17 protein-coding genes are annotated in these 17,875 nt (G+C 74.4%); 9 read left to right on the forward strand and 8 right to left on the reverse strand.

From position 1 onward, the window contains the following. The first annotated feature begins 181 nt into the window (after nucleotides 1-181). From ACN27B_RS20485 to ACN27B_RS20495, 3 genes are all read left to right on the forward strand, one after another. Nucleotides 182-694 carry a GNAT family N-acetyltransferase gene (locus ACN27B_RS20485; RefSeq protein WP_422741291.1) on the forward strand — a complete coding sequence of 171 codons (513 nt, stop codon included), beginning with the start codon at nucleotides 182-184 and terminating at the stop codon, nucleotides 692-694. Nucleotides 695-830: 136 nt separating this feature from the next. Further along, nucleotides 831-1,049, forward strand: coding sequence for a hypothetical protein (locus tag ACN27B_RS20490; protein ID WP_396821152.1), 219 nt, complete (start codon nucleotides 831-833; stop codon nucleotides 1,047-1,049). 39 nt (nucleotides 1,050-1,088) lie between these two features. Continuing rightward, complete coding sequence (locus ACN27B_RS20495) at nucleotides 1,089-1,352, forward strand: hypothetical protein (RefSeq protein WP_422741292.1); 264 nt, start codon at nucleotides 1,089-1,091, stop codon at nucleotides 1,350-1,352. Between the two features lie 13 nt (nucleotides 1,353-1,365). On the opposite strand, the gene ACN27B_RS20500 is transcribed toward ACN27B_RS20495, so the two are convergent. Both ACN27B_RS20500 and ACN27B_RS20505 read right to left on the reverse strand, forming a co-directional pair. Continuing rightward, nucleotides 1,366-1,686: a DMT family transporter gene (locus ACN27B_RS20500; protein ID WP_091578394.1), complete on the reverse strand. Its 321-nt coding sequence runs from the start codon at nucleotides 1,684-1,686 to the stop codon at nucleotides 1,366-1,368. A gap of 76 nt (nucleotides 1,687-1,762) precedes the next feature. Then, on the reverse strand, nucleotides 1,763-4,369 hold the full coding sequence (locus tag ACN27B_RS20505) for a glycoside hydrolase family 9 protein (protein WP_422741293.1): 2,607 nt from the start codon (nucleotides 4,367-4,369) through the stop codon (nucleotides 1,763-1,765). A 216-nt stretch (nucleotides 4,370-4,585) separates the two neighbouring features. Between ACN27B_RS20505 and ACN27B_RS20510 the strand changes: the two genes are divergently transcribed. Next, on the forward strand, nucleotides 4,586-5,311 hold the full coding sequence (locus ACN27B_RS20510; protein ID WP_091578389.1) for a PP2C family protein-serine/threonine phosphatase: 726 nt from the start codon (nucleotides 4,586-4,588) through the stop codon (nucleotides 5,309-5,311). Between the two features lie 6 nt (nucleotides 5,312-5,317). On the opposite strand, the gene hrpB is transcribed toward ACN27B_RS20510, so the two are convergent. Both hrpB and ACN27B_RS20520 read right to left on the reverse strand, forming a co-directional pair. Next, the gene (gene hrpB / locus ACN27B_RS20515; RefSeq protein ID WP_422741294.1) at nucleotides 5,318-7,903 is read right to left on the reverse strand and encodes an ATP-dependent helicase HrpB; all 2,586 of its coding nucleotides are present in this window, start codon (nucleotides 7,901-7,903) and stop codon (nucleotides 5,318-5,320) included. 682 nt (nucleotides 7,904-8,585) lie between these two features. Beyond that, the gene (locus tag ACN27B_RS20520) at nucleotides 8,586-9,410 is read right to left on the reverse strand and encodes a SigB/SigF/SigG family RNA polymerase sigma factor (RefSeq protein ID WP_099161630.1); all 825 of its coding nucleotides are present in this window, start codon (nucleotides 9,408-9,410) and stop codon (nucleotides 8,586-8,588) included. Nucleotides 9,411-9,731: 321 nt separating this feature from the next. On the opposite strand from ACN27B_RS20520, the gene ACN27B_RS20525 reads away from it, so the two are divergent. Continuing rightward, nucleotides 9,732-10,466, forward strand: a complete 735-nt coding sequence (locus ACN27B_RS20525) for a hypothetical protein (RefSeq protein ID WP_355522433.1) — start codon at nucleotides 9,732-9,734, stop codon at nucleotides 10,464-10,466. On the opposite strand, the gene ACN27B_RS20530 is transcribed toward ACN27B_RS20525, so the two are convergent. Then, the gene (locus tag ACN27B_RS20530; RefSeq protein ID WP_422741295.1) at nucleotides 10,415-12,004 is read right to left on the reverse strand and encodes a phospholipase D family protein; all 1,590 of its coding nucleotides are present in this window, start codon (nucleotides 12,002-12,004) and stop codon (nucleotides 10,415-10,417) included. The two genes, ACN27B_RS20525 and ACN27B_RS20530, sit on opposite strands and share 52 nt — an antisense overlap. A gap of 143 nt (nucleotides 12,005-12,147) precedes the next feature. Between ACN27B_RS20530 and ACN27B_RS20535 the strand changes: the two genes are divergently transcribed. Further along, on the forward strand, nucleotides 12,148-12,276 hold the full coding sequence (locus ACN27B_RS20535; RefSeq protein ID WP_255292629.1) for a hypothetical protein: 129 nt from the start codon (nucleotides 12,148-12,150) through the stop codon (nucleotides 12,274-12,276). 44 nt (nucleotides 12,277-12,320) lie between these two features. Here ACN27B_RS20535 and ACN27B_RS20540 read toward each other — a convergent pair whose 3' ends face one another. Together ACN27B_RS20540 and ACN27B_RS20545 are read right to left on the reverse strand one after the other, a co-directional pair. Further along, nucleotides 12,321-13,307, reverse strand: a complete 987-nt coding sequence (locus tag ACN27B_RS20540) for a pirin family protein (RefSeq protein ID WP_099161627.1) — start codon at nucleotides 13,305-13,307, stop codon at nucleotides 12,321-12,323. Between the two features lie 10 nt (nucleotides 13,308-13,317). Next, complete coding sequence (locus tag ACN27B_RS20545; RefSeq protein ID WP_091578374.1) at nucleotides 13,318-13,800, reverse strand: MarR family winged helix-turn-helix transcriptional regulator; 483 nt, start codon at nucleotides 13,798-13,800, stop codon at nucleotides 13,318-13,320. A 125-nt stretch (nucleotides 13,801-13,925) separates the two neighbouring features. On the opposite strand from ACN27B_RS20545, the gene ACN27B_RS20550 reads away from it, so the two are divergent. Next, on the forward strand, nucleotides 13,926-14,513 hold the full coding sequence (locus tag ACN27B_RS20550; protein ID WP_396821227.1) for a DUF1684 domain-containing protein: 588 nt from the start codon (nucleotides 13,926-13,928) through the stop codon (nucleotides 14,511-14,513). 50 nt (nucleotides 14,514-14,563) lie between these two features. On the opposite strand, the gene ACN27B_RS20555 is transcribed toward ACN27B_RS20550, so the two are convergent. Further along, nucleotides 14,564-15,151 (reverse strand): general stress protein, encoded by a 588-nt coding sequence (locus ACN27B_RS20555; RefSeq protein ID WP_091578369.1) that lies wholly within the window; start codon nucleotides 15,149-15,151, stop codon nucleotides 14,564-14,566. Between the two features lie 111 nt (nucleotides 15,152-15,262). Between ACN27B_RS20555 and ACN27B_RS20560 the strand changes: the two genes are divergently transcribed. Together ACN27B_RS20560 and ACN27B_RS20565 are read left to right on the forward strand one after the other, a co-directional pair. After that, complete coding sequence (locus ACN27B_RS20560; RefSeq protein WP_422741296.1) at nucleotides 15,263-17,098, forward strand: glycoside hydrolase family 15 protein; 1,836 nt, start codon at nucleotides 15,263-15,265, stop codon at nucleotides 17,096-17,098. Beyond that, nucleotides 17,095-17,874 carry a glucose 1-dehydrogenase gene (locus ACN27B_RS20565; RefSeq protein WP_091578364.1) on the forward strand — a complete coding sequence of 260 codons (780 nt, stop codon included), beginning with the start codon at nucleotides 17,095-17,097 and terminating at the stop codon, nucleotides 17,872-17,874. Before ACN27B_RS20560 ends, ACN27B_RS20565 begins: the two co-directional genes overlap by 4 nt. Nucleotide 17,875 lies beyond the last annotated feature (1 nt).

Genomic DNA, 17,875 nt, shown 5'->3' on the forward strand with positions numbered 1-17,875 from the left:
CGTTCCGCCGATCATCGCTGCTCGCTGCTCGCTGCTCGCTGCTCGCTGCTCGCTGCCCGGCCGCTCGGGCAAGGTCCGTGGTGTGCCGGTGCGCACGTCGCGCGCGGGCCGTAGCGCGGCAGGACGGCATGCCCGGAGAAATCTGGTCGCCTCGGTCGGCCCGCTCTGCCAGGGTCGGCCCGTGGACGCGAGCAGGACCGCCCGGGCCGACGAGCTGGCCGAGGTGCAGCGGATCGAGGTGGCCTCGGGCGCACCGTTCCGCGAGATCGGCATGACCCGGGTGGCCGACATGCCGCCGCTGCCGCTGGACGCGCTCGCCACCGGGCAACGCGCCGGCCGGCTGCGGGTCGCGGTCGACGCGGCGGACCGCCCGATCGCGTTCGCGCTGGTCGACCTCGTCGACGGCGCGGCGCACGTGCAGCAGCTCAGCGTCGACCCGGCGTACGCCCGGCGCGGGATCGGCCGGGGCCTGCTCGACGACGTGGCGCGGTGGGCGGCGGCGGAGCGGCTGCCGGCACTGACGCTGACCACGTTCCGGTCGGTGCCGTGGAACGGGCCGTACTACGCGCGCTGCGGATTCCGCGAGCTGGACGCCTCCGCACTGACGCCGGGGCTGGTCGGGCTGCTGGTCGCCGAGGCGGCGCTCGGGCTCGATCCGGCCGACCGGGTCGCGATGCGCCGGACGGTCGGCTGACCCGGTGGCCGCGGGCCGCGGGCAGCGGGCGGCGGGCGGCGGGCAGCGATGATTGTCGTGCGATATACCGCCTGGTCATATTTATGACTCAGCGGTATTTCGCACTCCGCGGCATCGTCGTCCCTGCCGCGACGCGGTGTTCCACCCACCGCCCGGAGCGGGGTGGCGCTGGTGGCGCGGGATCGGGTCGGACGCCGAGTGTCGCCGGCCGGCCGGGCAGGCCGCGCTGCGCGCCGTCGCGCCAGAGCTGGCGGAGTTCGAGCGGAGTCGACGGGACGACCTGGCGGCGGTCGCCCGCCAGTGGGACGACATGGTCCGGCGGGCCGGCGCCCACCCCGAGTTCCCGGCCGGTTAACCGGTCGACCGGCGACCCCGGCCGTGCCACCATCGCCCGGTGTCCGTCCCCACCGATCCGGCCCTGCCGCGCTGGCAGTTCGACCTGACCTGGGCGCTTGTCGAATACCACCTCGACCGGCTCGACCCGGCGGACTTCCTCGACGGCCTCACCGAGGTCGACCTGGCCCGTCCGTCCGCGTACCCCTGGCCGGGCGACGCCGGGCTCACGGTGGCGCACCTGGTGGCCTGGGTCAACGTCGAGCTGATGAAGAACGCCGCCGAGATCGGCCAGCTCCGGCTGCTGCGCGCGGCCGGAGGTTGAACCCGGCCCGCACCTAGTGCGCGCCGCCGAGGTTGAGCACCACCACGCCGGCGATGACCAGACCGGCCCCCACCACCTTCGTCACGCTGAGCGGCTCGCCCAGGAACGCCGCCCCGACCGCCATGATCGCGGCGGTGCCCAGTCCGGACCAGATCGCGTACGCCACGCCGACCGGGACGTCCCGGACCACGAGGGCGAGCAGCCCGAACGCGGCCAGGTAGCAGGCCACCAGGCCGACCGTGGGCCAGAGTCGGGTGAACCCGTCGCTCGCCTTCAGCAGGCTGGTGCCGACCACCTCGGCCGTGATCGCCAGCGCCAGGAGCAGATACGCCATGCCGGGACCGTACCCGGCGGTTCGCCGACCGTGCGGTGGTGACGCCGGGCCGGCGCCACCACCGCACGAGCGTCGGTCAGGAGACGGTGCAGGCCTTCCCGTTCAGGGTGACCAGCGTGGGGTCGGGGTTGGGGGTCGCGGAACCCGTGCCGTTCAGGCCGAACGTGGTGGACGCCCCGGGCGCGAGCTTCCTGTTCCACGACAGGTTCTTCGCGGTGACCGTGGCGCCGGTCTGGGCGACCTCCGCCGACCAGGCGTGGTTGACCTTCTGGCCGCCGGTGAAGGCCCACCGCAGCGTCCACCCGTTCACCGCCGTCGTGCCGGTGTTGCGCACCGTCACCTGGGTGGTGAAGCCGGACGGCCAACTGCCGTGGGTGGTGTAGGTGACCGCGCAGGTGGGCGCCGGCACGGCCGAGGCGTCACCCTGGTCCGCCAGGAACGACGCGAGCCAGGCCAGCGCCGAGTTCCAGTTGATCGCCACCTCGTTGGTCGCGTACGAGTTGATGTCGTCGACGTAGCAGAACATGGGCGCGCACCCGGCGAGCAGGTTCGCCGCGTACGGGTCCTGGAGGGCGGCGTTCGGGCCGCCGGCGAGCGAGCCGGCCGGCGGGTTCGGCAGGTCCGGGTTCAGCTGGTGGGCGAAGATCCGGCTGTGCTGGTTGTGCGCGTTCTGCTCACCCCAACCGGTCACGTAGGACATGTTCAGCGCGTTGCGGCCGAACAGGTAGTCGGCGCTCTGCACCGCGCCGTCCCGGTACTTCGCGTCGCGGCTCAGGTCGAACGCGGTGGCCAGCACGATCGCGTTGTTCACCACGTTGCTGTTGCTGCCCCAGACGTACGCGTCGGCGGTGCCCGGCATCGGCAGCCCGTACGCCTGGTCGTCGAGCGCGGCCAGGTAGCGGTCCGCGGCGGCGGTCACCGAGGCGCGGATCCGGGTCTTCTCGGCGGCCGGCAGCGTGTTCGGCACGGTGGCCAGGTCGAGCCGGCCCAACGCGGCCACGCTCTGCCAGCCGAACGCGCCGTTCGGGGTGAAGACGTCGGCGGTGTGCAGCGGCGAGGCGGTGACGTCGGCCAGGAACGCCTTGTCGCCGGTGCTCAGCCACAGCTCGACCGCGGCCCAGTAGAACTCGTCGGTGACGTTCGTGTCGTCGTACGCGCCGCCGCCGGTGCCGTCGCTGGCCGACGCGTAGATCGCCGGGTGCGCCTTCGCCGCCGCGTACGCGGTCTTCGCGGCCGTGGCGCAGCGGGCCGCGTAGGCGGCGTCGTACGGGGCGAACAGCCGGGCGCACTGCGCGGCCACGGCGGCCAGGTTGAGCGTGGCGGCGGTGGACGGCGGGTGCAGCTCGCGCGGCTGCGGGTCGTCCTGCGGGGCCAGCGGCAGGCCGGTCCAGTTCTTGTCGTGGATCTTGTGGTGCACCATCCCGGCCAGCGGCTCACCCGTCGGCACCTGCATGCGCAGCAGGAAGTCCAGCTCCCAGCGGGCCTCGTCGAGCACGTCCGGCACGGCGTTGCCGCGCTCGGGCACCCGCAGCGTGGCGTCACCGAGGGCCGCGCCGCCGTCGGCGGTCTCCGCGGTCTTGGTCCGCTCGAACGCGTTGAGCAGCTGGTAGGTGGCGATGCCGCCGTTGACCACGTACTTGCCGTGGTCGCCGGCGTCGTACCAGCCGCCGCGCACGTCCAGCGTGTAGTCGCAGACGCCGGGCTGGCAGGGCACGTCGGTGTCGCCCTGGTTGGGCGCGACGTCGAGGTGGCCGGCGGGGCGGGCGTACTCGGCGCCGATCAGGTCGCCGTCGATCGCGATGCCGCTGCGCTGGGCGTAGAAGAACTGGAGCGAGTCGGCGCGCAGCCGGTCGTAGAGCGTGCCGGAGATGTCGAACGGGTGGCTGGTCTCGCCGTCGACGGTGAGCGTGTAGCCGGTGCCCGGCGTGCGGTACGCCGAGAAGTCGACGGTCTGCACGTTCTGCGCCGAGGCGGCGTCGGTGCCACGCGGCGTGGTCTCGCCGCTGGCGACCACCGCACCGGCGGCCGACTTCAGCTGCCAGGGCAGCGCCCCGGTGGCCTCGGTGACCACGGTGGCGTGCTTCGGCCCGCCGGGCAGGTAGCCGACCTGGTTCACCCGGACCCGCGGCCCGGTGTCCGGCTCGTACGGCGGGGCCGCCTCGCCGCCGCGCAGCGACACGTTGTCGAGGCAGAACGTCTGCGCCTGCGCGCTGCCGCCGATCTGGAAGATGAGCTGGGCGCCGGCGTTGTCGGCGGGGGAGGTGAAGGTGGTGGTGACGTGCCGCGCGGTGCCGGTGGCGGTGGCGTCGACGCTGGCGTACGTGGTGTAGGGGGCGCTGCCGAGCTGGAGCACCGCCTTGACGGCCGCGCCGGGGGTCGCGGAGACGTCGAAGGACAGCTCGTACTCGGCGCCGGAGATCAGCGGCACCGCATCCTGGCCGATGCCGGCGTCCCAGGGGTTGGCCGTGCCGGCGGCGACGGTGGTGCAGAGCCGGCCGTCGGTGACCGCCAGGTCACCGGTGCCGTAGGAGAACCAGGGGGACACGCCGGCGCTGAAGTCGCCGTTGCGCAGTTGTTCGGGGGCGTCCGGCGGCACCTCGGCGGAGGCCGGGCCGGCGGTGGCGGCGAGCGCCAGGGTGGTGGCCGCGGCGAGCGCGACCAGCCGACGACGGGATCGGGTCACGGAGGGTTCCTTCCGTGCTCGGGGGTGGTGGAGGAGAGCACGGGAGCTGGGAGCGCTCCCACTATCAGGGCGATGTTTCCATCGCGTTCCGCCTCTGTCAATCGATCCGACCCGATGGCCCGCGTGCGCCCGTGCGCAGGAGGGTCCACCGCGCCACGTACGATGGTGGTGATCTCCTAGAGACAACCGAGCCCTCGACCTGGCAGGCTGCGACCCATGACCCTGAAGCTTCGTTCCGTCGGAGCGAGCGACCGTGGGCTGATCCGCAGCGGCAACCAGGACGCGCAGCACGCGGGCGCCTGGCTGGTCGCGGTCGCCGACGGCATGGGCGGCATGGCGGCCGGCGACCTGGCCAGCCGCATCGCGATCGACGCGATCGCCCCGCTGGACGTGGAGACGCCGGAGGACGCGCTGGTCGCCGCGCTCCAGGGGGCCATCGAACGGGCCACCGAGGGGATCCGCCGGGCCGTCGAGGAGGACCCGGAGCGCCAGGGCATGGGCACCACGCTGACCGCGCTGCTGTTCGCCCGCACCGGCAGCTGCCTGGCGCTGGCGCACGTCGGCGACTCCCGGGCCTACCTGTTCCGCGAGGGCGTGCTCAAGCAGGTCACCCGCGACGACACGTTCGTGCAGATGCTCGTCGACCAGGGTGTGATCACCGCCGAGCAGGCGAGCAGCCACCCCCGGCGCGCCGTGGTGACCCAGGCGTTGCAGGGCGACCAGGTCTCCCCGACGTACGCGACCATGGTGCCCCGGGCCGGCGACCGGTGGCTGCTGTGCAGCGACGGCCTCTCCAACGTGGTCCGCGCCGACACGCTCACCGAGGTGCTCGGCGAGGGCCTGGACCGGGACGCCTGCGCGGCCCGGCTCATCGACCTCGCGCTGCGCGCCGGCGGCCCGGACAACATCACCGTGGTGATCGCCGACGTCGTCGAGGAGTGACCGCGCCTAGCGCCGGCGCGGGCTGGCCCGCCGGGTCGGCTCCGCCGTCGTCGGGTCCTCCGGCCACGGGTGACGCGGGTAGCGCCCGCGCAGTTCCGCCCGCACCTGCGGGTACCCGGTCCGCCAGAAGGAGGCCAGGTCCGCGGTGACTGCCACCGGCCGCCCGGCGGGGGAGAGCAGGTGCAGCAGCACCGGCATCCGGCCGTCGGCGATCCGGGGGGCGTCCCGCCAGCCGAACGTCTCCTGCAGCTTCACCGCCAGCACCGGGGCGGCCGGGTCGGTGTAGTCGACCCGGATCCGCGAGCCGCTGGGCACCGGCAGCCGTTCCGGCGCCAGCTCGTCCAGCCGGGCCGCCTGCCGCCAGTCGAGCAGCCGACGCAGCGCCCCCGCCACGTCGACCCGCACGAGGTCGCCCCGGCGGCGGACCCGGCCCAGTTCCGGCCCGAGCCAGAGCGGCGCGGCGTCGAGCAGCGCGACGTCGGAGACGTCCGGCCAGTCGTCGCCGAGCGCCGACCGGCAGAAGGCCAGCCGGCGGCGCAGCGCCGTCGCCTCCGGCGACCAGCCGAGCAGGCCGAGGCCCTCCTGGCGCAGGCCGTCGCGCACCGCCGCGGCGACCAGCTCCGGGTCCGGCGCGGTCAACGGCCGGTCGACCAGCTCGACGGCGCCGAGGCGGACCACCTCCCGGGCCACCACGTCCCCGGCGGACCAGACGACCTCCCGGTCGGTGCGCAGCAGCCCCGCGCCGGCCTCCCGCGCGGTCGCCTCGTCGATCGGCGCGGCCAGCCGCACCCGCGCGGCCGGCGCGCCGGGGGAGCGGTCGGCCACCGCGACGGCGAGCCACGACGATCCGGTCAGCCCCGACCCGGCCGCCAGCTCCGCGGCGGTCCCGCCGGCCATCAGGTACGCGGTCCCGCCGGCCCGCCGCGCCCGGGCCAGCCGTTCCGGGTACGCCAGACCGGCCAGCAGCCCCGCGGCCAGATCGTCGGGCAGTCGCTCCGGCCCTGGCGACCCGCCGCCGGGCGACGCGGCACGAAGCGGGCGCTCCGGTCGTCGCGACCCCGTGGTGCGGGGCGCGGGTTCCGGACCGCCCGCGGGCAGGGCGGCGCGCAGCCGGCGTACCTCGATCCGCCAGCGGGCGGTGGCGGCCGGGTCCGCGCCGGCGCGCAGTCGGCGCCACCGGGCCGGCAGGTCGTCCCCCGCGCCGCCCAGCGTCTCCTCGGCGAGCACCGCCACCACCTCGGCGGCCCGGTCCGCGCCGACCCGGGGCGCACCGTCCAGCAGCGCCCGCGCCAGCCGGGGATGGGTGCCGACCGCCGCGACCGCCCGGCCCCGCGCGGTGATCCGGCCGTCGGCGTCCACCGCGCCGAGCGTGGCCAGCGTCTCCCGGGCCACGGTGAGCGCGGCCGGCGGCGGGGGGTCGGGCAGCGCCAGACCGGCGCCGTCCGGCGCGCCCCAGGCCGCCAGCTCCAGCGCGAACCCGGTCAGGTCGGCGGTGGCGATCTCCGGCTCCGGCTGCGGGGCGAGCCGGGCGTGCGTCGCCTCCGACCAGCAGCGGTAGACCGCGCCCGGCGCCTCCCGCCCGGCCCGTCCGGCGCGCTGGGTGGCGGCCGCCCGGGACACCGGCACGGTGACCAGCGCGCCCAGCCCACGGGCCAGATCGGTGCGGGGCACCCGGCTCAGCCCGGCGTCCACCACCACCCGTACCCCGGGCACGGTCAGGCTGCTCTCCGCCACCGCGGTGGACAGCACCACCCGGCGGCGACCCGGGGCCGGGGCGAGCGCGGCGTCCTGGGCGGACCCGGGCAGCCGGCCGTGCAGCGGCAGGACGACGGTGTCGGGCAGGCCACCCAGCCGGCCCGCGACCGCCGCGATCTCGCCCGCGCCGGGCAGGAAGACCAGCACGTCGCCGTCCCGCTCGCGTAACGCCCGGCGGACCGTGGCGGCCACGTGGTCCAGCAGCATCGGGTCCACCCGGCCGGCGCCGGGCGGGGTCACCGGACGCGGCGGCGGCGCCCAGACCCGTTCCACCGGGTGCAGCGCGGCCTGCGCCCGCACCACGGGCGCGGGGGCGTCCCCGCCGAGCAGTGCCGCGAACCGGTCGGCCCGCGGCGTCGCCGACATCGCGAGGAGCCAGAGGTCGGGGCGGAGCGTGGCCCGGGCCTCCACGGTGAACGCCAGCGCCAGGTCGGCGTCGAGCTGCCGCTCGTGGCACTCGTCGAGCAGCACCGCGCCCACCCCCGGCAGCTCCGGGTCGTGGTGGAGCCGGCGCACCAGCAGGCCGGTGGTGACGACCTCGACCCGGGTACGCGGCCCGCCCCGGCGCTCGCCGCGCACGGCGTAGCCGATCCGGTCGCCGACCCGCTCGCCGAGCAGCGCGGCCATCCGGTGCGCGGCGGCGCGCGCGGCCACCCGCCGGGGTTGCGCGATCACCACCCGACCGGCGACCGCGTCCGCGACCGCGAGCGGCGCGGTGGTGGTCTTGCCGGTGCCCGGCGGCGCGACCAGGATGCCGGCGCCCCGCTCCCGCAGCGCTTCGACCAACGCCGGCAGCACCGGTCGGACCGGCAGGTCGAGCGGTACGTCGGCGAGCACGGCCCCACTCTCGCACCCCGCCGCCGGACGGTCCGCGCTGCCCCGCCCCCGACACCGTCGGCCGTGTCCGGTCCCCGGTCACCGACCGTCACTCCGTCGCCGGCGCGCCGACGTCGTGCGTCCGCAGCCGTCCGAGGGTGACGCGGTCACTCGCCGACCGCGATGCGCGCACAGCGGGGCGTCCCGGATCGGGCGGCCCGCCTCGGGATCGCGGTGAGGTACGGGCTCGACCGAGACAGGCACGCCCTCGACGGCCACCTGCCCCGGTGAGAAGCCCAGCCCGTCGGCGCCACCGGATCATCTGTCGACAGGTCGCGTCGATCATGGAGTTGTGGCTCCCGGTTCGCCCGGATCGACGGGCATTGTCAGGCGCCACAACTCCATGATCGACGGAGGGCACGGAGGCGGCTGGTGGCCGCGCGCGATGTGGCGGCTCGCGATATCACGAACCACTCAGCTCGACAGGCGGCGTGCGCCGGTGCCCGCGGCGCCGACGGCGCCGTGTCTGTCCGGAACTCCGGGCGACGGAGCGGCGCTCGCCATGCCTCGGGGCCGGCCCGGCTCGGACGCGGAACGGTCCGGACCGGCTCGGCCCGGACGCGGAACGGCCCGGCCGGCGCACCGCCGACCGGGCCGGGTGGCTCGCGACGCCGGGCCCGCCGACCCGGCCGCCGCCACCCCCCTAGTACGTTCCGTCGAGCTGCCCGCGCAGCTTGGTCAGCGCCCGGGCCAGCAGCCGGGACACGTGCATCTGCGAGACGCCGATCTGCTCGGCGATCTGCGACTGGGTCAGGTTGCCGTAGAAGCGCAGCGTGAGGATCTTCTGCTCGCGCTGGTCGAGGGTGGCCAACGCCGGGCCGAGAGCGACCCGCATCTCGGCCAGCTCGAACTCGCCGTCCTCGCCGCCGAGCAGGTCGCCCAGCTCGGTGGCGCGCTCGCCGTCCCCGGTCGGGGTGGACAGCGACACCGCGTTGTAGGCGCGGGCGCCCTCCAGGCCCTCCAGCACCTCTTCCTCGGTGAGCTTGAGGTGGGCGGCGATGTCGGCGACCGTCGGCGAGCGGCCGAGGGTCTGCAGCAGCGTGCTGTTGGCGTCGGAGATCGCCAGCCGCAGCTCCTGGAGCCGGCGCGGCACCCGGATGTCCCAGGTGCGGTCGCGGAAGTGCCGCTTCAGCTCGCCGATGATGGTCGGGATGGCGTAACCGGCGAAGTCGACGCCGCGGGACGGGTCGAACTTGTCGATCGCCTTGATCAGGCCGATCGCGGCGGTCTGCGCCAGGTCGTCGTTGGGCTCGCCCCGCCCGCTGTAGCGGTGGGCGAGGTGGTTGGCCAGCGGCAGCCAGGCCTCGATGGCGCGGTCGCGCAGGGCCGGTCGCGACGGGTGGTTCGCGGGCAGCGCGGCCATCGCGGCGAGCAGGTCGGCGGCGCTGTCGGTGAGCGCGCGGGGGTCGAGCTTCGCGGAGCCGGCCGGCGCGGATGTCGCCGGAGCACTGATCGTGTGGGCGGTCATGGTGGTCCTCCCTGCACCTCGTCCGCGGAAAAAAAGAAGAGACGCTTAGGTTTAGCTTCAGTTGGTCCGTTCGAAAGCCACCTTAGCCTGACCGGCGGACAGAAATCTAGCCGAAAGTATGATGTACTTAAGGCTTATCGGGGTATCAACGGCCTGGATCGGGGCATATCGCGCAGCGGTGGCCCATGTCCGGTCGGTCGGCCCGCTCGATCCGACCGGTCAACGCAGAACCCGACAGTCGGTCGAAGTGTCGCCTTTCCGTCGTTGTCCCACCAACGGGACCGCCCGTAGCGTCCGTAGGTACACGTCTACGGAGGCACCGTGCTCGATCCCGCCGCGCCGCAACTCGTCATCAACGCCCCGACGCTGCTGTTCAGCTGGATCCCGGCGGACCCCGGCGCGGCGGAGGCGCTGGTGCCGACCGGCCTCCGGGCGCACCCGCAGCGGCAGGTCTTCCTCTGTCAGTACGTGGTCGACGACGGGACCCAGACCTCCGGCTTCGGCGCCTACTCGCTCACCTTCCTCGGTGTCTCGCTGGCGGACATGGACGCGCCGGACGGCGAGACCCCGGGCGGCTGGTGGACGCACTACCTGGCCTCCAGCCCCCGGGTCCGGCAGTACGCCGCCGCCCGCGGTGCCCCGGCCACCGACGGCGAGACCCACCTGGAGGTACGCGGCGGACGGCTCACCGCGGAGACCCGGGCCGACGGCCGGCCGCTGATCCGGGTCACCGCCCGCGTCGGGCACACCGGCACCGAGGCGCACAACGGGCACCACCGCTACCTCACCCGTCGCGACGGCGAGCTGATCGTGACCGACTACCCCTACGTGGCCGAGCCGGTGTCACCGTTCGAGGTCGAGTCGGTGGAGTTCCTGGCGCCGGAGCACCCGGTCTACGCGCTCCGGCCGGCCAACCCGCTGCACGTCTGCTGGGGCTTCTACTCGCCCCGGGTGTCGTTCGCCTATCCCGCCCGCCCCAAGGTGCCGGACGAGGCGGGGGACCTTCACCAGGTGCCGGCGCGCCGGGCGCGCAGCGGCCTGCCGTCCGGGTCGTAGACCAGCCGGTACGCCGGCAGCGCCCAGAGCCGCGTACGCCAGGGCAGCCGCTCCGGTAGGTGCGGCCGCAACCGGCCGGGCGGTCGGGGGCCGACCCGCCCAGCGGCGTGCCAGCGGTCCAGCTCCTCGGCCGCGGCGGTGATCGCCGCCACCGCCTCCGCCGGGTCCAGCAGGTCGTCGTCCTGCGTGCCGTCGGGGTCGCGGTCCAGGTGCTCCCGCCAGAGCCGCAGCCGCAGGTCGCGGGCGAAGACCCGGGCGCCGTCGCCCAGCCCGGCCGGGTCGGCCGGCGACCGCTCGTCGTGGGTGTCGTCCAGCACCGCGCAGGACAGCTCGCTGTCGTGGGTCCAGGAGCGGCGGTTGAAGTTGTCGCTGCCCACGCTGGCCCAGACGTCGTCCACCACGCAGACCTTGGCGTGCACGTACACCGGGGTGCCCTCGTGGTTCTCGACGTCGAACACGTGCACCCGGTCCGGGGCGGCCCGGTGGCAGAGCGACAGCGCCTGCTCCCGGCCCACCATGTTCGGCGGCAGCGCGAGCCGGCCGTCGACGTCCGGGTGCCGGGGAACCACCGCCACCAGGTGCAGGTCCGGGTGCTCGCGCAGCGCCTGGGCGAACAGCTCGGCCACCTCGTTCGACCAGAGGTACTGGTCCTCCAGGTAGATCAGCCGGCGCGCCCGGCGTACCGCCTTGGTGTAGCCGCGGGCGACGGTGCGTTCGCCGTCCGGCGCGAAGGAGTAGCGCGGACGCACCGCCGGGTAGGTGCGCAGCACCTGCACGTGGTGCGGCCCGCAGGGCGGCGGGTCGGCGGGCTGGTCGGGCAGCGGGTCCGGGCGCAGGTCCGAACCGCGCAGCCGGTCCCGCAGGTAGGCCATCGGGTTCTCCGAGTCCAGCGGCATCGGGTCGGTCCAGCGCTCGCGGAACGTGGTGTCCAGCGCGCCGACCACCGGCCCGCGCAGCGCGAGCTGGACGTCGTGCCAGGGCGGCGTCGAGCCGTAGCGCGGGGACATGGCCACCGCCTGCGGATCGCCGGCGTGGGTCGCGTCGTCGCGCCGGCTGTGGCACAGGTCGATGCCGCCGGCGAACGCGACGTCGCGTTCCGGGTCGTCGGGATGGCGCAGCACGACGAGCTTCTGGTGGTGCGAGCCGCCGCGCCGGACCCGCTGGTCGAGCAGCACCTCGCCGCCGGCCGCGCAGACGGCCTCGCTGAGGTCGCGGTTCTCCTCCTCGCTGTAGGAGAGCGCGTCGAGGTGGGAGCGCCACAGCAGGCCCTTGACGACCACCCCGCGCTGGGCGGCCTGCGCGAACAGTTGCACCACCGTGGGGCCGTCCGGGCGCATCCGCTCGTCCGGGTCGCCCCGCCAGTCGGTGAAGAACAGGTGGTCACCGGCCGTCAGCGCCTCCACCTCCCGGACCAGCCGGTCGAAGTACGCGGCACCGTGAATCAACGGCTCGGCGAGGTTTCCGCTCGTCCAGACGGGTAATTCTGAGCCTGGGTTGGCGCGTTCCTGTGCGGTGAGGAACCAGTCCCGCAGGGTCACGTTCCAGCCTCCCGAGGTCGACGACGTCCTCACACGGTAGGACCCCCGGACGGGCCCCGCACCACGACGCAGCAGGTCGGCGGCGGTGGCACGCGCCTGGGGTACCCCGGACCCCTGGAACGCGAAACCGAGGAGGCACCGACATGCCCGCCGAGACGACGAACACCGTGACCGACGACCGCGACCAGGCGGTGGAGGGGGAGCGGGGTGCGCTGGTGGCGGTGCTGTTGATGGTGATCCTCGGCGTGGCCGGTATCTTCGCCGTCTCCTGAGACCGCGCCCGGGCGCCCCGGTGGACCGGGGCGCCCGTAGCAGGTCAGGGCCGGTCGCCCTGCCCGTCGCTGTGCGGCACCCGTCCGCTCGGGATCACCCCGAGCCGGCCGGCCTGGAAGTCCTCGACCGCCTGGATCAGCTCGGCCCGGGTGTTCATCACGAACGGGCCGTAGTGGGCCACCGGCTCGCGGATCGGCTGCCCGCCCATCAGGTAGAGCTCCAGCGCCGGGGTGTTGCCGTCCTGCGTCCGGTCGGCGGTGATCCGCAGCGCGTCGCCGGGCCCGTGCACGGCGAGCTGGCCGAGGTGGATCGGCCGCCGGTCGGTGCCGACCGTGCCGCGGCCGGCCAGCACGTAGACCAGCGCGTTGAAGTCCGGCCGCCAGGGCAGGCTCAGCTCCGCGCCGGGCTGCAACGTGACGTGCGCGATGGTGATCGGCGTGTGCGTCGAGCCCGGGCCGCGGTGCCCGGCGACCTCGCCGGCGATGACCCGGATCAGGCCGCCGCCGTCGGGCGTGGTCAGCAGCGCCGACTCCCGGCCGCGGATGTCCTGGTAGCGGGGCGCGCTCATCTTGGCCACCCGGGGCAGGTTGACCCAGAGTTGGAGGCCGTGGAACAGCCCTCCGCTCATCACCAGGTGCTCCGGCGGCGCCTCGATGTGCAACAGGCCGCTGCCGGCCGTCATCCATTGAGTGTCGCCGTCGGTGATGGTGCCGCCGCCACCGGTCGAGTCCTGGTGGTCCATGATCCCGTCGATCATGTAGGTCACCGTCTCGAAGCCCCGGTGCGGGTGCCACGAGGTGCCCTTCGGCTCGCCGGGCGCGTAGTCGACCTCGCCCATCTGGTCGAGGTGGATGAACGGGTCCAGGTCGGTCATCGCGACCCCGGCGAAGGCCCGGCGGACCGGGAAGCCCTCGCCCTCGTAGCCGCTGGGCGCGGTGGTGACCCGGCGGACCGGGCGGTAGGTGGTGGACTCGTCCAGCCTCGGCAGGCGGGGCAGGACGAGGACGTCGTCGACGGTGATCGCGGGCATCGCGGGCTCCCTAGTTGTCGGCCGGGGTGGACGACGCGGTGCGGTCGGCGCGCAGGCGCCGGCCGAGCCGCTCGAAGACCCGGGTGAGGCAGGCGACCTCGGCGTCGTCGAGGTCGTCGATCAGGTGGGTGCGCACGGAGCGCAGGTGGTGCGGCGCGGCCTCGCGCAGGGCCAGCAGCCCGGTCGCGGTGAGGACGGCCTCGCTGCCGCGCCGGTCGGCCGGGCAGGACTCCTTGGCCACCAGGCCGCGCTTCTGCATCGTGGTGATCTGGTAGGTCAGGCGGCTCGGTGAGAAGACCAGCCGGTCGGCCAGCTCACCCATGCGCAGGCGCTGCCCGGGCGCCTCGGAGAGCAGCACCAGCACGTGGTAGTCGGCGAAGCTGAGGTCGCTGTCCGTGCGCAGGTCGTCCTCCAGCTGGGTGAACAGCCGCTGGCTCGACTCGATGTACGCGCGCCAGCAGGCCGTCCGCTCCGCGTCCAGGCTCTCCGTCATGGCTCCGAGAGTAGCACTATTTAAAATTTAAACAAGTGCCTTGCTGCGCGGCGGAGCGGGTCTCAGAGAGCTGGCATGAGGTGTCGGTCGAAATTTGAACTGACCACCCGACTAGGGTCGGGGGTATGGACGATCTCGACGTGCTCGACTGGCGGGAGAAGGTGGCCCGGCTCTACCTCTCGGACCTCGACCTGGACGGCTTCCGGGCGGCCCGGGACGAGCTGTTCCGCACCCACCCGAGCAGCCCGGTGCCGCCGGACGACCGGCCGGGCTTCACCGGGCTGCGCTGGTTCCCGCCCGACCCGGACGCCGTGGTCGAGGCGCCGCTGCGGCCCGCCTCGGGCGAGCTGAGCATCGACACCGGCGGCCCCGACGGGGTGGTCTCCTACCGCCGGGTGGCGGTCGCCGAGACCCCCTGGGGGCCGCTGACGCTCTGGTGGATCGAGGCGTACGGGGGTGGGCTGTTCCTGCCGGTGCGCGACGCCACCTGCGGCGACGGGGCGTACGGCGGGGGTCGGTACCTCACCGACACGGTCAAGGGCACGTTCGGCCGCGGCCTGACGGTGCTGCCCGGCGGCCGGGTGCGGTTGGACGCGAACTACCTCTACAACCCGAGCTGCGCCTACGACGACCGGTGGGCCTGCCCGCTCGCCCCGCCGGAGAACCGCGTCGACGTGCCGCTGCGCGCCGGCGAGCGGGCCTACCACGACTGACGCGCCGAGGGAGGACCCGCAGCGGGCCCTCCCTCGCCGTGTCGCGCCGCTCAGCGGGCGGTGGCGCCGGTCGGCGTGAGGTGCATCCGGCCCAGCAGCTGCCGCGCCTGCTCCGCCACCTCCGCCTCCACGGTGACCGCGTACTGGCCGGCGCGCAGCGAGCTGGCCGAGGTGAAGTCGCGCTGCCCACCGGTCATGGCGTGCGCGACCGCGCCGAACACGGCACCCCAGATCGCGCCTATGACCAGCCCGACCAGGATCACCGCCAACCAGTTGCCCGCGGTGAAGATGCCGAACAGCAACCCGATGAACAGGCCGAACCAGGCGCCGGTGCCGGCGCCCAGCAGGGCCGCCCGCCCCGTGGTGAGCCGCCCCATCACGGTCTCCACCAGCGTCAGGTTCGTGCCGACGATCGAGGTCCGTTCCACCGGGAACCGGTTGTCGGCCAGATAGTCCACCACGCGCTGGGCGGACGGATAGTCCGGGTACGAGCCGATCGTGACGGTCGGCGCACCGGCCTGCGGCCCGTGCCCGTCCCCGCTCGGCGGCGTCGGGCGACCGCCCGGGCCGGACGGGAGGTTGTCGCCGCCCGGCATTCCGGGTCGCCAGGCCGCGGTCGGAGTCGAGGGTCTGGTCATGAGCATCCTCCTTCGTCGACCCGCCGCGTTCCCGTCGGCGGCGGGCGGTAACGCGGCGGACGGCACGGATACGGCCAGGCATGGCTCCGGCCCGGGCGGGTAGCCACGACCGTGCGGACCGGACGGATCAGCGAGCACGGCTTCCTCGCCGACGGGTGCAGCGCGGCGCTGGTGGACCGGGCCGGCGCGATCAACTGGTGGTGCCCGCACCGGTTCGACGCGCCGTCGGTCTTCGGCCGGCTGCTCGGCGGCGACGCGGGGTACTGGAGCGTCCGTCCCGAGGGCGAGTTCACCAGCACCCGCTCCTATCTGGACGACACGCTGGTCCTGCGTACCGTGTTCACCACCTCGACCGGCACGGTGGCCGTCACCGACACGCTGGCGCTGGAGCCCGGCGCGCGCGGCCACGAGATCGGGCTGCGACCGCCGCGTGTGCTCGCCCGCGTGGTCGAGGGGCTCAGCGGCGAGGTGCCGATGCGGACCGACTACGTGCCGCGTTTCGAGTACGGCCGGGTCCGCGCCTACCTCGTCGAACGCGACGGGGTGATCAGCGCGGCGGCCGGCGTGTGCCGCCTGGACCTGCGTGCCGACGTTCCGCTCAACCTCACCGACGCGGCCGCCGTCGGGCGGTTCACCGCCCGCGCCGGCAGCACCCACCGGTTCACCCTGGGGTACGCCCCGACGTACTCCGGCACCGACCCGGAGCTGCCCGACGCCGCGCGGGTGGTGGCCGACGCGGTCACCGGCTGGCGCTCCTGGGCGGACCTGCACGACTACCGGGGCGAGTACCGCGACCAGGTCCGGCGCAGCGCGATGGTGGTGCAGGGCATGACGTACGGGCCGAGCGGCGCGGTCGTCGCGGCGGCCACCGCCTCACTGCCGGAGCAGATCGGCGGGGACCGCAACTACGACTACCGCTTCGTCTGGCTCCGCGACTTCAGCCTCACCCTCCAGGCGCTCTGGCGGGCCGCCTGCCCTGACGAGGCGGACCGGCAGTTCACCTGGGTGGCCCGGGCGATCGGCCGGATCGGCGACGCCCCGGTGCCGATCATGTACGGCGTCGAGGGGGAGCGGGACCTCACCGAGCACGACCTCGACCATCTCGCCGGCTACGAGGGCAGCCGGCCGGTGCTGGTCGGCAACGACGCGTGGCGGCAGCGACAGAACGACGTGCTGGGCGAGGTGCTCGACGCCGCCTGGCTGATGCGGCACTACCTCGACCCGATGTCGCCCGAGGTCCGCCACCTGCTGCACACGCTGGCCGACCAGGCGGTACGCGACTGGCACCGGCCCGACGCCGGGATGTGGGAGGCGCGCGACGCGGAGCGGCACTACGTCTCGTCGAAGGTCCAGTGCTGGACCGCGCTGGACCGCGCCGTGCGGTTCGGACCACGCATCGGCGAGCCCGCCGACGTGGCGCGGTGGGCCGCCGCCCGGGACGAGGTGCGGGCGGTGGTGCTCGACCGGGGCTGGAACGAGCGGGTCGGCGCGTTCACCGGCGCGTTCGACTCCGACGACCTGGACGCCTCGGTGCTGATCATGCCGTTGGTCGGCTTCCTGCCCGCCGACGACCCGCGGATGCGCGCCACGATGGACGTTGTCGAGCGGCGGTTGTCCCGGGACGGGCTGCTGCGCCGCTGGGACGACGACCCGGCCGGGTTCGTGATCTGCTCGTTCTGGCTGGCCGCCTGCCGCGCCGAGGCGGGCGAGATCGACCGGGCCCGGCAGATGTTCGAGCAGCTCACCGCCCGCGCCAACGACCTCGGCCTCTACGCCGAGCAGATCGACCAGGCCACCGGCGAGCAGCTCGGCAACTTCCCGCAGGCGTTCTCGCACATCGGCCTGATCATCGCCGCGGGCCGGATCACCGACGCCGTGGCGCGACGCGCCGGCGAACGAGCGGCCGTGCCGACCGGCGCGGCCCACACGGAGGGAGCAACCGGATGACCGGACGGCTGGCGGGGAAGACCGCCCTGATCACCGGCTCGGACTCGGGCATCGGGCAGGCCACCGCGATCGAGTTCGGCCGGGAGGGCGCCGACGTGGTGGTGCACTACCTGCACGACCACGCCGGGGCCAACCACACCCGGGCCGAGATCGAGAAGGTCGGTCGCCGGGCCGTGGTGGTGCAGGGCGACATCAGCGTCGAGCACCAGGTCGAGGCCATGTTCGACGAGGCGCTGGCCGAGTTCGACCGGTTGGACGTGCTGATGAACGACGCCGGCGTGGACGCCTCCGGCATCCCGGTCGCCGATCTGGACACCGAGACGTGGGACCGGTGCATCCGGACCAACGTCTACGGGACGTTCTTCTGCTCCCGGCGCTTCGTGCGCCACCGCAAGGAACAGGGCGGCGGCGGTCGGATCATCAACATCACCTCGATCCACCAGGAGGTGGCCCGGGCCGGCGGCGCCGACTACGACACCAGCAAGGGCGCGATGCTGGAGTTCGCCAAGAGCCTGGCGCTGGAGGTCGCGCCGATGCGGATGAACGTCAACAACATCGGCCCGGGCATGGTGCTCACCCCGTTCAACCAGGAGGCGATCGACGACCCGAAGTACCTGGAGGAGCAGGTGCAGAGCATCCCCTGGAAGCGGGCCGCGCAGCCGTCCGAGATCGCCAAGCTGGCCGTCTTCCTCGCCAGCGACGACGCCGACTACGTCACCGGGTCGACCTACTTCATGGACGGTGGGCTGATGCAGAACCAGGGCCAGGGCGCCTGAG

Source organism: Micromonospora sp. WMMD754 (genome assembly GCF_049315235.1).
GTDB classification, from domain to species: Bacteria; Actinomycetota; Actinomycetes; order Mycobacteriales; family Micromonosporaceae; genus Micromonospora; species Micromonospora sediminicola.